The sequence below is a fragment of the Inquilinus limosus DSM 16000 genome, from assembly GCF_000423185.1.
GTDB classification, from domain to species: Bacteria; Pseudomonadota; Alphaproteobacteria; order DSM-16000; family Inquilinaceae; genus Inquilinus; species Inquilinus limosus.
Genome location: NZ_KE383985.1, coordinates 256,344 through 270,529, shown reverse-complemented (window position 1 = coordinate 270,529; position 14,186 = coordinate 256,344). Strand labels below are relative to the sequence as shown.

At 72.0% G+C, this 14,186-nt stretch carries 14 protein-coding genes; 9 read left to right on the top strand and 5 right to left on the bottom strand.

The features are described 5' to 3' along the window. Positions 1 to 2 precede the first annotated feature (2 nt). Together G537_RS40950 and G537_RS0130960 are read left to right on the top strand one after the other, a co-directional pair. Positions 3 to 2,255, top strand: a complete 2,253-nt coding sequence (locus tag G537_RS40950) for a penicillin acylase family protein (protein ID WP_051249348.1) — start codon at positions 3 to 5, stop codon at positions 2,253 to 2,255. Then, on the top strand, positions 2,252 to 3,781 hold the full coding sequence (locus G537_RS0130960; RefSeq protein ID WP_026873344.1) for a GH3 family acyl-acid amido synthetase: 1,530 nt from the start codon (positions 2,252 to 2,254) through the stop codon (positions 3,779 to 3,781). Before G537_RS40950 ends, G537_RS0130960 begins: the two co-directional genes overlap by 4 nt. Here G537_RS0130960 and G537_RS0130955 read toward each other — a convergent pair. Beyond that, positions 3,762 to 4,817, bottom strand: coding sequence for an AraC family transcriptional regulator (locus G537_RS0130955; protein WP_081689164.1), 1,056 nt, complete (start codon positions 4,815 to 4,817; stop codon positions 3,762 to 3,764). The genes G537_RS0130960 and G537_RS0130955 overlap by 20 nt on opposite strands. An 89-nt stretch (positions 4,818 to 4,906) precedes the next feature. Here G537_RS0130955 and G537_RS44820 point away from each other — a divergent pair, with 89 nt between their 5' ends. Next, positions 4,907 to 5,185, top strand: a complete 279-nt coding sequence (locus G537_RS44820) for a DUF1127 domain-containing protein (protein ID WP_026873342.1) — start codon at positions 4,907 to 4,909, stop codon at positions 5,183 to 5,185. 2 nt (positions 5,186 to 5,187) lie between these two features. Further along, positions 5,188 to 6,135 (top strand): homocysteine S-methyltransferase family protein, encoded by a 948-nt coding sequence (locus tag G537_RS0130945; protein WP_026873341.1) that lies wholly within the window; start codon positions 5,188 to 5,190, stop codon positions 6,133 to 6,135. Between the two features lie 8 nt (positions 6,136 to 6,143). On the opposite strand, the gene G537_RS0130940 is transcribed toward G537_RS0130945, so the two are convergent. Then, positions 6,144 to 6,812: an SOS response-associated peptidase gene (locus tag G537_RS0130940; protein ID WP_026873340.1), complete on the bottom strand. Its 669-nt coding sequence runs from the start codon at positions 6,810 to 6,812 to the stop codon at positions 6,144 to 6,146. A gap of 17 nt (positions 6,813 to 6,829) precedes the next feature. Further along, positions 6,830 to 7,429 (bottom strand): YIP1 family protein, encoded by a 600-nt coding sequence (locus G537_RS0130935; RefSeq protein WP_155888852.1) that lies wholly within the window; start codon positions 7,427 to 7,429, stop codon positions 6,830 to 6,832. A 138-nt stretch (positions 7,430 to 7,567) separates the two neighbouring features. Here G537_RS0130935 and G537_RS0130930 point away from each other — a divergent pair, with 138 nt between their 5' ends. After that, complete coding sequence (locus G537_RS0130930; RefSeq protein WP_245579176.1) at positions 7,568 to 8,860, top strand: class I SAM-dependent RNA methyltransferase; 1,293 nt, start codon at positions 7,568 to 7,570, stop codon at positions 8,858 to 8,860. A 149-nt stretch (positions 8,861 to 9,009) separates the two neighbouring features. On the opposite strand, the gene G537_RS0130925 is transcribed toward G537_RS0130930, so the two are convergent. Both G537_RS0130925 and G537_RS44425 read right to left on the bottom strand, forming a co-directional pair. Further along, on the bottom strand, positions 9,010 to 9,999 hold the full coding sequence (locus G537_RS0130925) for an adenosine kinase (protein ID WP_026873337.1): 990 nt from the start codon (positions 9,997 to 9,999) through the stop codon (positions 9,010 to 9,012). 52 nt (positions 10,000 to 10,051) lie between these two features. Beyond that, complete coding sequence (locus tag G537_RS44425; RefSeq protein WP_026873336.1) at positions 10,052 to 10,804, bottom strand: DUF6058 family natural product biosynthesis protein; 753 nt, start codon at positions 10,802 to 10,804, stop codon at positions 10,052 to 10,054. Between the two features lie 84 nt (positions 10,805 to 10,888). On the opposite strand from G537_RS44425, the gene G537_RS0130915 reads away from it, so the two are divergent. From G537_RS0130915 to G537_RS42560, 4 genes are all read left to right on the top strand, one after another. After that, entirely contained in the window at positions 10,889 to 11,599 is a 711-nt protein-coding gene (locus G537_RS0130915) for an ArsR/SmtB family transcription factor (RefSeq protein ID WP_026873335.1), read from the top strand. 84 nt (positions 11,600 to 11,683) lie between these two features. Beyond that, on the top strand, positions 11,684 to 12,121 hold the full coding sequence (locus G537_RS0130910; RefSeq protein WP_051249347.1) for a GFA family protein: 438 nt from the start codon (positions 11,684 to 11,686) through the stop codon (positions 12,119 to 12,121). 67 nt (positions 12,122 to 12,188) lie between these two features. Next, the gene (locus tag G537_RS0130905; protein WP_026873333.1) at positions 12,189 to 12,887 is read left to right on the top strand and encodes an EI24 domain-containing protein; all 699 of its coding nucleotides are present in this window, start codon (positions 12,189 to 12,191) and stop codon (positions 12,885 to 12,887) included. 279 nt (positions 12,888 to 13,166) lie between these two features. After that, a complete protein-coding gene (locus tag G537_RS42560) occupies positions 13,167 to 13,721 on the top strand; it encodes a bactofilin family protein (RefSeq protein ID WP_051249346.1) in 555 nt (184 codons plus the stop codon). The last annotated feature ends 465 nt before the right edge of the window (positions 13,722 to 14,186 follow it).

Sequence of the window (14,186 nt, the reverse complement as noted above, 5' to 3'; positions counted from 1 at the left end):
CCATGACCGCTCTACGCCGGCTGATCGCCGCCCTGGCCCCGCTGGTGCCGGCGCTGCGCGCCCTGGCGCCGCGGCCGGTGACGGCGGCGGAGCGGCTGGCCGCCTTCCCGACCAGCGGGCTGCCGCTGGCGCGGCCGGTCGACATCCGCTGGAACGCCCATCAGATCCCCTTCGTCGAGGCCGAGACCGATGGCGACCTGGCGGTGGCGCTGGGCCTGGTCCACGCCCATCTGCGCGGCGGCCAGATCGCGCTGATGAAGCGGGTGGCGCAGGGCCGGCTGTCGGAAATCGCCGGGTCGGTGGCGCGCGACCTCGACCACGCGCTGCGCATCCTCGACTACGGCCACGCCGCCGACACCGTGATCGACCGGATGCCGGCCGACAGCCGGGCCTTCGCCGAGGCCTTCGTCACCGGCGTGAACGCCTATCACGCGCTGGAGCGGGCGCCGCCGCCGGAATTTCCGCTGCTGGGACTGCGGCACGAGCCCTACACGCTGCGCGACATGTGGATGATCGGCCGGCTGGCCGGCAGCGACATCAACTGGGTGGCCTATTTCGGCCTGCTGCGCGAGCGCGGCAAGCCGGGCTTCGCCGAGGCCTGGGCCCGCACGCTGAAGGCCGGCGCCAACGCCGCCACCAGCTTCACCACGGACGGGCGGCAGGCGGCGCTGGCGACGCTGCTGACCGCGACCGGCCGCAGCGGCAGCAACAGCGTCGCCGTGGCGGCATCGCGCAGCGCCACCGGCGGGGCGATGATCGCCAGCGACCCGCATCTGTCACTGTCGCTGCCCAATCTCTGGGTCGCCGCCGGCATGCGATCGCCCGGCTTCCACATGGCCGGGCTGATGGTGCCGGGCCTGCCCTTCGTCGCCGTCGGCCGCAGTCCGCACCTCGCCTGGGGCGGCACCAACATGCGGGCGGCGTCGAGCGACCTGTACGACGTCGGGTCCTTGCCGCCGGAGGAGATCGAGACGCGCGAGACGGTGATCCGCACCCGCTTCTGGCGGCCGGTCCGGCGCCGGGTGCGGCGCAGCCGCTTCGGCCCGATCGTCAGCGACGCCAAGGTGACGCGCAGCCTGCCGGACGACACGATCGCGCTGCGCTGGATCGGGCACGAGCCGACCGATGAGATCACCGCCCTCTTGCGCGCCAGCCGCGCCACCACGCTGGAGGAGTTCCGCGCCGCCTTCGCCGGTTTCGGCGTCTCGGCCCAGAACATGCTGGTGGCGGGGGCGGACGGGCGGATCGGCCAGATCATGGCCGCGACCCTGCCGGTGCGCACCCGCTTCCCGCCGTCGGATCCCGTGCTGGACGCCAGCGATCCCGACACCCACTGGCAGGGCCTGGTCGACGCCCCGGCCCTGCCCTGGGCCGCCGACCCGCCGGACGGGGTGCTGGCCACCGCCAACAACCGGCCGACCGACACGGCGCTGCCGGTCGGCTTCTTCTTCTCCGCCGATGAGCGGGTGCGCCGGCTCTATACGGTCCTGCGCAGCAACGAGCGGCTGACACCCGAGGATCTGGTCGCGCTGCAGGCCGACACGGTGTCGCCGGATGCCGGCGCCCTGGCGCGGCACCTGGTGGAGGCGATCCGAGAGACAGGCGTCGCCGGCGAGCAGGCGGCCTTCCTCGACCGCCTGGCCGGATGGGACGGCGACTATGCCGCCGAGTCGGCCGGCGCGCCGGCCTTCGAGGCGCTGCTGTACCACTTGGTGCCGCGGGTCTATGGCGCCGAATCGATCGACGCCATGCCGCGGCTGATGGCGCAGTGGAACGCAATCACCGCCTTCCTGGCCGACGACCTGGCGGCGCTGGCGCCGGACCGGCGCCGCGAGGTGCTGGCCGAGGCGGTCGGCCTGGCCGTGATCGACGCCGCCCCGATCCCGAGCTGGGGCGAGATGCATCGGATGCGGGTGGCGCATATCCTGGCCAACCTGCCGGTGCTGGGCCGCTTCTTCGTCTTCGGCGAATACCCGACCGGCGGGTCGCGCGAGACGCCGATGAAGGCGGCGCACGGGCTGGTGCGCGGCCGGCACGCCGCGACCTACGGCTCGATGGCCCGGCATGTCGCCGACATGTCCGACCCGGACGCCAGCTGGGTCACGCTGTTCGGCGGCCAGGACGGCTGGCTGGGCAGCGAGGGCCTGACCGACCAGATCGCGCTGTGGCGCGAGCGCCGGCCGATCCGGCTGCCGCTGCGGCCCGAGACGGTGGCGCGGGAGTTCCCGATCCTCATGCGCCTGTCCCCGGCATGATCGACGCCACCCCGGTCTTCCGGCTGGCGGCGGCGTTGCGGCGCCGGCGGCTGCACCGCCTGGATCCGGTCGAGAGCCAGCACCGGACCCTGCTGCGGCTGCTGCGCCGCGCCGCCGGCACCCGCTTCGGCCGCGACCACGGCTTCGACCGCATCGCCGATGTCGCGGCGTTCCAGGCGGCGGTGCCGCTGCGCCGCTATGAGGCGATGTGGCGGGACTACTGGCAGCCGGCCTTCCCGGTGCTGCAGGACGTGTCCTGGCCCGGCCGGGTCCCGTTCTTCGCCGCCACCTCGGGCACCAGCAGCGGCCGCAGCAAATACATCCCGGTGACCGACGCGATGCGCCGGTCCAATGTCCGCGCCGCGTTCGACCTGACCGCCTGGCATCTCGCCGCCCGGCCGCACAGCCGGATGTTCGGCGGCCGCAGCCTGATGCTGGGCGGCAGCACGGCGCTGACCGAGGAGGCGCCGGGGGTGTTCAGCGGCGACCTCAGCGGCATCGCCGCCCGCACCCTGCCGGCCTGGGCGCGGCCCTTCGTCTTCCCGGGGCCGGAGCTGGCGCTGCTGAGCGATTGGGAGGAGAAGCTGGACCGCATCGCCCGCGGTTCGCTCGAGCTGCCGATCCGCTGCGTCACCGGCACCACCAGCTGGCTCTTGATCCTGCTGGAGCGGGTGCGCGAGCTGCGCCGCGCCCGGGGGGACGCGCCCGACCCGCCTTATCCCTCGCTCGACCTCTTGGTGCCCGGCGGCGTCGCGCTGGCGCCCTACCGGCCGCGGCTGGAGCGGCTGATCGACGGCACCGGGGCCGAGATCCGCGAGGGCTATGCCGCCAGCGAAGGCTTCATCGCGGTGCAGGATGCCGGGCCGGAGGACGGCCTCCGGCTGTGCCTCGACCACGGGCTGTTCCTGGAGTTCGTGCCGGTCGAGGAGCTGGACTCGCCTCGGCCGGTACGGCACTGGATCGCGAACGCCGAGCCGGGGGTGAACTATGCCGTCGTCGTGACCACCTGCGCCGGCGCCTGGGCCTATGTGCTGGGCGACACGGTGCGCCTGGTCGGCCGCGATCCGCCGCGGCTGCTGGTCACCGGCCGCATCAGCTACGGCCTGTCGGCCTTCGGCGAGCATCTGATCGCCGAGGAGGTGGAGCGCGCCGCCGCCGACGCGGCCGCCGCCATCGGCGCCGACATCGCCGATTTCGCGGTGACGGCTGTGTTCCCGGACGAGGCCGCGCCGGTCGGCCGCCACCGCTGGTTCGTGGAATTCGCGACGATGCCGGACGGCGCCGCGGTGGCGCGCTTCGCCGCGACGATCGATGCCCGGCTGTCGGCCCTGAACGACGACTACGCCGCCCACCGCGCCGGCGGCACCGGCATGGGCGCGCCGGAGGTGGTGGCGGTGCCGCCCGGCCGTTTCGCCGCCTGGATGAAGGCGCGCGGGCGCCTGGGCGGCCAGAACAAGGTGCCGCGGACGATCGCCGATCCGGAGCTGGCGGCCGAGCTGACTGCGTTCATGGCGGAGGAGCGATAGGATCAACGCCCGGGCCGGCCGACTGCGCCTGTCTGCGCCAGGTCGCCGGAGGCACCCCGAATTCCCGCTTGAAGGCGCGGATGAACGCCGCCTCCGCCTCGTACCCGACCTCATAGGCGATCTGCGCGATCGGCTTGCGTCCCTCGCGCAGCTTGTCCTTGGCCGCCTGCATGCGCCAGAAGGTGAGATACCGCTTCGGCGGCATGCCCACGAGCGCCGTGAAGCGATCGGCGAAGGCCGAGCGGGACAGCGCGACATCCCTGGCCAGGCTCTCCGCCGTGCACGGGCGGTCGAGGCTGCGGTGCACCAGGGCCAGCGCCCGCCCGACGACCGGGTCGCGGATGCCGGCGAGCCATCCTCTCTGCTCGGCCGGAAGCGTCGCCGCGTAGCAGCGCACCGCCTCCACGAACATCAGCTCGGAAATCCTGGATACCACCGTCGACGTGCCGATCTCTCCCTGCTGCAGACCCTGGATGGCGAAGCGCAGCGAGGATTCGATCCAGTCGCTCGATCTCGCCCGGCCCATATCCACCGTCAGGATGCGGGGGAGCGTCGCGATCAGCGGGTTCCGGTCCTGGTCGCTGCCCAGGAACCCGCAGATGATGCGGGTGACCTCGCCCCCGCCGCCATGGACGATCTGCAGGAGCCCGCCCGGATCCCCGGCCTGGATGAGCTCATGGGCGTAGATCGGCCTGAGGCCCGTCGAGCTGCACAGGACATGCGGGTCGTTGCGAGGAAGCAGCACCGTCTCGCCGGCGCGGACCTCCAGCGGGCTCTGCCCCTCGAGCCCCACCAGCATCCGGCCTTCCACGACGTAGTGATAGGCGATCACCTGGAGGGGATCGGCAAGGAACGGCTGGCAATCCTCGGGATCGACCTTGGACAGGACGCACCAGGGCGCGGTGAAGCGTGCCTCGAGGAACATGCCCCCGGTCAGCCGCACGGCCCGAAGCACCTCCGACAGCGGGTCGGTGCCGGCCGGACGGTCAATTGATCCGGCGGGTCGATCATTCACCCCAGGCGACCCGCGCTTCATCTTAGCGTCGCAGCCGCAGTGACGCCGCACCGCCCGCGGCGAAGCCGATCTGCGGCCCTCTCGCTGCCGAACACGCACAGGGGAAGATCATGGACGCCCCCACGCTGGCAGGGCGCATCGGTGCGCCTGCCGACGGTATGACTGTACACCGCGAAACAGGCTGGATCACCGCGATTGCGGGCAAGATCGCCATTGTGATGACCCGGCAGGCACATGCCCGGCGCACGGCGGAAGCCTTCACGCGGCTCAACAATCACATGCTGCAGGACATCGGCTTCACCCGAGCCGAGGCCGTCCACACCGTTCTTTTCGGGTGCGGCACCGAAGCTGGCCGACATCAGCCCTCCCAAGCACGGAAGGAGCCGTGATCATGGCGAAGTACCGATCCCGCCTGCCTCAGGCGCAGGACGGTTTGTTTCTCACCGACGGCGGCATAGAGACCTCGCTGATCTTCCACGACGGGCTCGATCTGCCCTGCTTCGCGGCGTTCCACATCCTGCGGAAGGAAGCCGGCCGGACGGCTCTGCGCCGATACTACACGCGCTACATCGAGATCGCGCGAAGGGAAGGTCTCGGCTTCATCCTGGAGAGCCCGACCTGGCGCGCAAGCCCCGACTGGGGCCGGAAGCTCGGCTATTCCGACGAGGAGCTGGACCGGGCCAACCGGGACTCGATCGCGCTGATGCAGGCGCTGCGCGACGAGTTCGAGACCGGACGGACGCCGATCGTCGTCAGCGGCTGCGTCGGCCCGCGCGGCGACGGCTACGATCCCGGCCAGGTGATGGGGCCGGAGGAGGCCGCCGCCTATCACGGCCGGCAGATCCGCACCTTCGGCGAGGCCGGGGTCGACATGGTGACGGCCATCACCATGACCAATGCGAACGAGGCGATCGGTGTGACGCGCGCCGCACGGGACGCCGGCCTGCCGGTGGCGATCTCGTTCACGGTCGAGACCGACGGCCGGCTGCCGACGGGCCAGGGCCTGATGGACGCGATCGAGGAGGTGGATGGAGCGACCTCCCGCGGGCCCGCCTACTACATGATCAACTGCGCCCATCCGGCCCATTTCGACGGGACGCTCGCGGTCCCCGACGCCCGGGTCGGGCGCGTGCGGGGCATTCGCGCGAACGCATCCCGGCGCAGCCATCAGGAGCTCAACGAGGCGCCCGACCTCGACGATGGGGATCCGGTGGAGCTCGGGCGGCAGTACGGCGACCTGCTGAAGCGCCATCCGCAGATCAATGTGCTCGGCGGCTGCTGCGGCACCGACCATCGCCATGTCGAGCAGATCAGCGCGGCGTGCAGGGTGATCGCCTGAGCCCCCGCTCAGGCCGCCCGGTCCATCAGCGTCGGGTCGTCGTTGCGCACGGCGTTGACCCGGACCGAGACCGGATAGGCCTCGACCGGCAGGTCGGCCGGCGGCGCCAGCAGCGCCTGCAGCCGTTCGGGCGGCGTCTCGACCTCGCCGAGCCAGGCCGGCCAGTGCTCCGGCTCCAGCATCACCGGCATGCGGTGGTGGATCGGCCGCAGCCGCTCGACCGCCTCGGCGGTGACGATGGTGAAGGTGCGGATCCACTCGCCCGACTCGGGATCCTTCCACCCCTCCCACAGCCCGGCGAAGAGCATCGGCCGGCCGTCCAGGCGGCGGACGAAATGGGGCGTGCGGTCCGGCGCCCATTCGTAGAAGCCGTCGGCCGGGACCAGGCAGCGCCGGGCCTGGAACGCCCGGGCGAAGCTGCGCCGCTCGGCCAGCGATTCGGACCGGGCGTTGATCAGCTTGGCGCCGCCCTTCAGGTCCTTCTCCCAGCTCGGCACCAGGCCCCAGCGCAGCAGGTCGACGGCGCGCCGCCCGGTCTTGGGGTTGAACCGGACCACGGCGAGGTCCTGGGTCGGCGCCGCGTTGTAGCGCGCCGGCACATTCGGGACCGGGCCTTCGGCGCCGGCGATCCCCGCCAGCTCCTCCGGCGGCAGCTTCTGCACGAATCGTCCGCACATGTCAGGACGCTACCACCTCAGGCCGGCACCGGCAGGATGTAGGGCCCGAGCAGCAGGCCGAACAGCATCGTCAGCACCACCAGCGTCACCAGGGTCAGGCCGAAATGGGCGCCGCGCTGCTCCTGCGGCACGCCCAGGACGAGACCGGTGCCGCGGTACAGGATCGTGAGCGCATAGCCGATCGAGAGCAGCACCAGCAGCACCGCCGCCGGGCCGGAGAACAGAAGCTGCACGCCCGGCCCCAGCATCTCGGCGACATAGACCGGCGTCATCGCCAGCGCTACCAGGACGAAGGCGGCGTCGAAGCCGGCGGAAGAGCCGAACATCCCGGCATAGAAGCGGACCACGGCGGCCATGACGAACAGCCCGGCCAGGTTGACCAGCACCCGCCCGGCCAGGAACAGCACCAGGAGACCGATCGAGGTCCCGGTCTCGGACGTCGAGAGCAGCAGGGACAGCAGCAGGAAGGCGCCGATCGAGGTCAGGATCAGCACCGGCAGCGCATGCTCGCGCACCACCACGCGCCAGCTCGGCGCCGGCACGCCATGGGCGGCCAGCGTCGCATCGGGCTCGAACAGCATGCCGCGCACGCGGCCCAGCACAGCGGCGAGATCCAAGACCGTCTCCAGCAACTCATCGCGGCCGCAGGACCGGCCCCCTATGCCAGGGATATGGCCCTGCCGGCGAAGCGCATGCAACCCCGCGCCTTGCAAGGCCGGGCGGCGCATGCCATGCCTGCCACCATGAAGCGGCAGATGCGACGGAGCAAGCCCGCGGCCCCCGGGTCGCGGCGCGAGATCGAATTCGTGGTCGAACGCCTGGGCGGCGGCGGCGACGGCATCGGCATGGCCGAAGATCATCGCGTCTACGTGCCCTTCGCCGCGCCGGGCGACCGGGTGCGCGCCCGGCTGGGCCGGCCGGAGGGCCAGGCCTATCGCGGCGAGTTCATCGAGCTGGTGCAGCCCGGCCCGAATCACCGGGAGCCGCCCTGCCCGCATTTCGGCCCCTGCGGCGGCTGCCAGGTGCAGCATCTGGCGCCGCCGGTCTACACCGACTGGAAGCGCGGCCTGCTGGTCGCCGCCCTGGCCCGCCACGGGCTGGAGACCGAGGTGGATGCCTTGGTCGAGACCCCGCCGCGCAGCCGCCGGCGGGCCAGCCTGGCGGCGCGGCACGGCCGGTCGGGCGTGTTCCTGGGCTTCAACGAGGCGGGGTCGAGCCGGATCGTCGACCTGACCGACTGCGTCGTGCTGCGGCCGGAGATCACCGTCCTGCTGCCGCCGCTGCGCGCGGTGCTGGCCGACATCCTGCCGGAGAATGCCGGCGCCGACGTCGCCGTCACCCTGCTGGACGACGGCATCGACCTGGTGGTCGTGGCCGAGACCGGGCTGGACCTGGACCGGCGGGAGAAACTGGCCGCCTTCGCCGCGGCGCAGGACCTCGCGCGGCTGTCCTGGCGCGGCCCCGACGGCTTCACCGACCCGGTGGCGCATCGCCGCCCCGGCGTGGTGCATTTCGACGGCGTGCCGGTGGCGGTGCCGCCCGGCGGCTTCCTGCAGGCCAGCGCCGAAGGCGAGGCCGCGCTGACCCGGCTGGTGCGCGAGGGCGTCGGCCAGGCGAAGCGGATCGCCGACCTGTTCTGCGGTGCCGGCACCTTCGCCCTGCCGCTGGCCCGTGGCGCCCAGGTGACGGCGATCGACGGCGAGGCGGCTTCGGTCGAGGCGCTGGCGGCGGCGGCCCGGCGCGGCGGACGGGGCGAGCGGATCGCCGCGCAGCGCCGCGACCTGTTCCGCCAGCCGCTGAGCGCGGCAGAGCTGCGCGGCTTCGACGCCGTGGTGTTGGACCCGCCGCGGGCGGGCGCCCGCGACCAGGCGCAGGCCTTGGCCTCATCCGCCGTGCCGGTGGTGGTCGCCGTCTCCTGCAACCCGTCCAGCCTGGCGCGCGACGCCCGGATCCTGGTCGATGGCGGCTACCGGCTGGAGCGGGCGACGCCGGTCGACCAGTTCCTGTGGTCGCCGCATCTGGAGGCGGTGGCGGTGTTCCGGAGATAAACCACGTAAGGCGGCGAACCCGCCCCCTTGCTGTCATCGCCGGGCTTGACCTGGCGATCCAGGGGCCACCCGGAGCGGCATCGACATTCCTGGATGCCCGGGTCAAGCCCGGGCATGACAGAAAAAGGAGACAGTATCGGGGGGACGCCTCAGCCGATCAGATCGCGCAGCGGCACCAGGGGCCGCGGGCCGACATGGCTGATCACCTCGGCGGCGGCGATGCTGCCGATGCGGCCGCATTCGACCAGGCCGAGCCCGCGGGTAAGGCCGTAGAGGAAGCCGGAGGCGTAGAGGTCGCCGGCGCCGGTGGTGTCGACCAGATGGGCCAGCGGCGCGGCCTCGACCACATGGCTCTCGCCGTCGGTGACGATCACCGAGCCCTTCTCACTGCGGGTGATCGCCGCGACCTCGCAGCGCCCGCGCACCGCGGCGACGGCGGTCTCGAAATCGTCGACCTGGTACAGCGCCTTGATCTCCGCCTCATTGGCGAACAGCACGTCGACATGGCTGTCGATCAGCGACAGGAAGCTGTCGCGGTGCCGCTCGACGCAGAAGCTGTCGGACAGGGTCAGCGACACCTTGCGGCCGGCGGCATGGGCCACCTGGGCGGCCTTGATGAAGGCTTCCTTCGCCTTCGGCCGGTCCCACAGATAGCCTTCGAGATAGGTCACCTGCGAGCCGGAGATCACCGCCTCGTCGACGTCGTCCGGCGTCAGCTCGACGCAGGCGCCGAGATAGGTGTTCATCGTCCGCTGCGCGTCCGGCGTGACAATGATCAGGCTGCGCGCGGTCGGCGGCGTGCCCGGCACGGCCGGATCGAGCGGCGCCGAGTCGAAATCGACGCCGACGGCGCGGATGTCGTGGCGGTAGACGGCGCCGAGCTGGTCGGCCGTCACCTTGCCGATGAAGGCGGCCTTGCCGCCCAGCGAGGCCAGCCCCGCCGCGGTGTTGCCGGCGGAGCCGCCCGAGGCCTCCAGCCCCGGCCCCATGGCGGCGTAGAGCGTCTCCGCCCGCTCCGCGTCGATCAGCGTCATCGCCCCCTTCACCAGGCCGTGCCGGGCGAGGAAGGCGTCGTCATTCTTGGTGATGACATCGACGATGGCGTTGCCGATGCAGGTGGCGTCGTAGCGGGCGCTCATGGGTCTCGCTGGTTGCGGCCGAGGATGCGACCCGCAAGGGGTCCCTGACCCTCTAGGCTGCGGCCGGCTTCGAGTCAACCGACGCCGCCGGCTCGCGACCTGCTTCCTTCGGATGGGGCAGGCCGTAGCGTGCCGCGATCCGGTCGATCCACAGCCCCGGCGTGCCGTGCGGCCGCTCATGCGGGGCGAAGGGCGTGATCACGGCGTCGAGCCGGGCCATCGCCGCCGTCACCGCCGCCGCCTCGGCCGGGGTCAGGACCGGCTTCGTCCCCTCCGCGGTCAGGCCGCGGATGCGGCTGCGCTCGACCAGCTTCGTCACCAGGTGAGGTCCGTCGAAGCGGCGCAGGCAGACGGCATAGGCGCCGCCGAGCCAGTTCTCCTCCCAGATCTCGTCGAGGGCCTTGGCGAGGGCCGTCTCGTCGATCGCCCCCGCGGCGTCGAACAGCTCGGTCCAGCCGTAGGCCCGGCCCTCGGAGGCGAGCAGCGCCCGGCGGAAATCGGCCGCGAAATCCCGCCGCAGCCGGTCCGCCAATTCGGACAGCGGCAGCATCGACTCCGCGGCGCGGCGGGCCCAGGGCAGCACCGCGGCGCCGAACCATTCCTCCGCCTGCGGCGCCAGCGCCTCGGAGCGGATCGCGCTGCGCACAGTCAGCGCCGGGGAAAGAACATAGGTCGGTCCCGGCAGGCAGCGGGCGGCGATCAGCTCACGCAGCCGGGTCTCGGCCAGCCCGGCGGCCCGCGCCAGCGCGGATGGCTGCAGGCAGTGGCGGCGAACATAGTCGAGGATCGCATAGGTGTCGGTCATGGTCGGCTCTCCCTGCGGAAGGACCCCAGTCGACATCCGGCCATGGCGCTTGACCAGCGATGATAAATCGATCACCATCGAAATATGAAGGAAGGCCTTGATCTGGCGAGCTTATCCTCGCTGATCGGCGATCCCAGCCGGGCGCTGATCCTGTCGGCGCTGTTCGGCGGCGAGGCGCTGCCGGCCGGCGAGCTGGCTTGGCGCGCCCGGGTCACGCCCCAGACCGCCTCAAGCCATCTGACCAAGCTGACCGAGGCCGGGCTGGTGACGGTCCGGCGGCTCGGGCGGCACCGCTACTACGCCCTCGCCGGGGCGGAGATCGGGGCGCTGCTGGAGACCATGCTGACCCTGGCGTCACCGCCGCCCGCCGCGGCCTCGCGCTCGAAGGTGCCGGCGCCGCTGCGCGAGGGGCGCATGTGCTACGACCACCTCGCCGGGCGGCTCGGGGTCGCGATCACCAATGCGCTGATGGCACAGGGCGTGCTGCGGGCGGATGACCATGGTTTCGCGCTGTCCGAGGCCGCGCCGGGCTGGCTCGCCGCCCTCGACATCGATGTCGACCGGCTGCGCCAGGGTCGCCGCGCCGTCACCCGCCGATGCCAGGATTGGAGCGAGCGCCGGCCGCATCTGTCCGGCGCGCTGGGCGCCGCCATCGCCGACCGCTTCCTGGAGCAGGGCTGGATCCGGCGCGACCGCGACAGCCGCGCCGTGGCCCTGACCGATTCCGGCCGCGGCGCCCTGGCCCGCATCTTCGGGCCGGGAATCCTGGCGGAAGCGGCCCAGTCGCCCGACTGAGCCCGGCAGCAAGATCCGCAAAGACGCGGCACCGAAGCCGCTGTAGAACGAGGTCGTTTCCATCGCATCGGGAGGATGGAGGCAATGCCGGACTTCGCCATGCCCCTCACCGGCGGCTGCGGCTGCGGCACCGTTCGCTATGCCGTGTCGGGCGCGCCCGGATGGGTGGCGGCCTGCCACTGCCGCGACTGCCGGCGGATCACCGGCGCGCCCTATTCCGTCTATGCCGGCTTCGACCGCGGGCGGGTGAGCTGGAGCGGCGAGGCGCCGCGGCGCTTCGAGTCCTCGCCCGGCGCCACCCGCTTCTTCTGCGGCCGCTGCGGCACGCCGCTGGCCTATGAGGGCGTGCGCTGGCCGGACGAGGTGCATCTGCTGGTGGCGACGCTGGACGACCCCGCCGCCCTGCCGCCACAGGGGCATGTCTATGTCGGCCAGAAGCTGCCCTGGGTGCACCTCTCCGACGGCCTGCCGCGCTATCGCACCACCGCCGGCGAGGGCGGCCCGATGGCGGATCCCGAGTAGCATTGCTCTTGCGTTGCGGCCCCGGCCACCCCAGGTGAACCGCCGCGACACCAACCGACGAGCCCCGATGCCGAACGCCCTCCGCCTCGCCCTGCAGCAGATGACGTCCGACCCGGCGATCCGCCGGGTGCTGTGGGTCAGCTTCGCCGCCACCATCGCCCTGGTGCTGACCCTGCCGGCCCTGGCCGGCTGGGGCCTGTCCTTCGTGCACATCGCCAACTGGTCCTGGGTCGACACCACGATCGATGTGCTGGGCGGTGTCGCCGTGCTGGCGCTCGCCATCCTGCTGTTTCCCGCCATCGTCGGCCTCGTCGCCGGCCTGTTCCTCGACGACGTCGCCCAGGCGGTGGAGGCCCGCCACTACCCCGCCCTGCCGCCGCCGCGGCGGCAGCGGATCGGCGAGATCATCTGGGGCGCCATCCGCTTCTTCGCCGCCCTGGTCGCGTTCAACCTGGTCGCGGTCGGCATCGTGCTGGTGGTGCCCGGGGTGAACCTGCTGGTGTTCTGGCTGGTGAACGGATACCTGCTCGGCCGCGAATATTTCGAGCTGGTCGCGGCGCGGCGGTTCGAGCCCGCGGCGGCTCGGGCGGCGTGGCGCGAGCGCCAGGGCCGCTTCATCGTCGCCGGGCTGGTGCTGGCCGCGATCATGCTGGTGCCGGTGGTCAATCTGGTGGTGCCGGTGCTGGGCGCCGCTTTCATGACCCATGTCTTCCATCGCACCGTCGGCGCCGCGGCGGGAATGCCCGCCGGCCGCGCCGCCGGATAATTCATTTGACCGGAATGCGCCACAATGGCTCCTGTGCCGGAACGGGGCTGACCGTGGCGGGTTGATCCGCGGTCGAGCATCCATGCTAAAGTCCCGACCCCATCGCCGATGGGGCCTCGAGCCCGGAACCACAACAAGCAGGGGGACACCCGCGTGTTTCGTCGACGCAACCCCGCTGGCGGAGGATCGGATGGCGGCGCCGAGCGGCCAGGCTATTCCGCTGCCACGGACACGTCCGTAGTTCGGCCCACCACCCCGAGCGCGCCTCAAGGAGATCCCATGTCCACCGCCAAGCCCGCCACCAGCTACAAGACCGAGCTGCCGCGCCGGGTCGACCTGCCCGGCACCGGGGCCGGTGCGATCGGCGGCGTCCGCCGCCCGGCGGACCAGCCGGCCGCAACGACCGGCCGCGAGTCGCCGCGCAAGCTGATCGTCGGCAGCGAGATCTCGCTGGCCGGCGAGATCACCGCCTGCGACCACCTGGTGGTCGAAGGCCGGATCGAAGCCAAGATCAAGGACTGCCAGACCATCGAGATCGCCGAGCAGGGCGTGTTCAAGGGCTCGGCCGAGATCCGCGACGGCGACATAGCCGGCCGGTTCGAGGGCGACCTCTCGGTCTCCGGCCTGCTGCGGCTGCGGGCCAGCGGCGTCGTCACCGGCACCATCAAATACGGCGAGCTGCAGGTCGAGACCGGCGGCAAGCTGATCGGCACCTTGCAGCCGCTGGGTGGCGATGCGGGGCATGAGATCCCGGCCCCGGCTGCCGCCGCCCCGCAGCCCGCCCCGACGCCGCTGTTCGACGACACCAAGGCCGAGGCCGGCGGCGAGGCCTGAGCCCGCCCCATCCATCGGAATCACGGAGCGGCCGGGGCAACCCGGCCGTTTCGCTGTCGGCCCGGCGATTCGAGAGGGTGGCGGCCGCCGGCGGCATCCGGACCCAACGGCGAGCGGCGGGCTCGGCTGCGGCAAAGAAAAAGGGCCGCAGCGAACTGCGGCCCGAGTTTAGGGAGGAAACGCCCAAGAAGTGCGTTACGACAGCAGCAGCGCTGCATGTCGCAATGCACAATTTAGTGGGTTCGCCGGACATTTCAAGAGGAAAATGAATTCGCTTTGTGGAACAGGCACTTAGAACGCATTCGTGCCTAAAATATGTGCATTTAGCACCCCGTTTGTGCTGCAATGCACAAGCCGACGCCGAATCCGCCGGGCGATACGGTCCGACTCGCGACCGGCGAATCCGACGCTTCGGGCTTGCCCCCGGCCGCCGCATGGGGGAAGCATGGCTCGTCCCGAACAGCC

Bases quoted from the DNA above. Each gene is read 5' to 3' on its own strand.
- G537_RS44425 (WP_026873336.1), bottom strand. From the start codon at position 10,804: ATGACCGACACCTATGCGATCCTCGACTATGTTCGCCGCCACTGCCTG.
- G537_RS40950 (WP_051249348.1), top strand. From the start codon at position 3: ATGACCGCTCTACGCCGGCTGATCGCCGCCCTGGCCCCGCTGGTGCCG.
- G537_RS0130955 (WP_081689164.1), bottom strand. From the start codon at position 4,817: ATGAAGCGCGGGTCGCCTGGGGTGAATGATCGACCCGCCGGATCAATT.
- G537_RS0130930 (WP_245579176.1), top strand. From the start codon at position 7,568: ATGCGACGGAGCAAGCCCGCGGCCCCCGGGTCGCGGCGCGAGATCGAA.
- G537_RS0130910 (WP_051249347.1), top strand. From the start codon at position 11,684: ATGCCGGACTTCGCCATGCCCCTCACCGGCGGCTGCGGCTGCGGCACC.
- G537_RS0130925 (WP_026873337.1), bottom strand. From the start codon at position 9,999: ATGAGCGCCCGCTACGACGCCACCTGCATCGGCAACGCCATCGTCGAT.
- G537_RS44820 (WP_026873342.1), top strand. From the start codon at position 4,907: ATGGACGCCCCCACGCTGGCAGGGCGCATCGGTGCGCCTGCCGACGGT.
- G537_RS0130940 (WP_026873340.1), bottom strand. From the start codon at position 6,812: ATGTGCGGACGATTCGTGCAGAAGCTGCCGCCGGAGGAGCTGGCGGGG.
- G537_RS0130945 (WP_026873341.1), top strand. From the start codon at position 5,188: ATGGCGAAGTACCGATCCCGCCTGCCTCAGGCGCAGGACGGTTTGTTT.
- G537_RS0130960 (WP_026873344.1), top strand. From the start codon at position 2,252: ATGATCGACGCCACCCCGGTCTTCCGGCTGGCGGCGGCGTTGCGGCGC.
- G537_RS0130915 (WP_026873335.1), top strand. From the start codon at position 10,889: ATGAAGGAAGGCCTTGATCTGGCGAGCTTATCCTCGCTGATCGGCGAT.
- G537_RS42560 (WP_051249346.1), top strand. From the start codon at position 13,167: ATGTCCACCGCCAAGCCCGCCACCAGCTACAAGACCGAGCTGCCGCGC.
- G537_RS0130905 (WP_026873333.1), top strand. From the start codon at position 12,189: ATGCCGAACGCCCTCCGCCTCGCCCTGCAGCAGATGACGTCCGACCCG.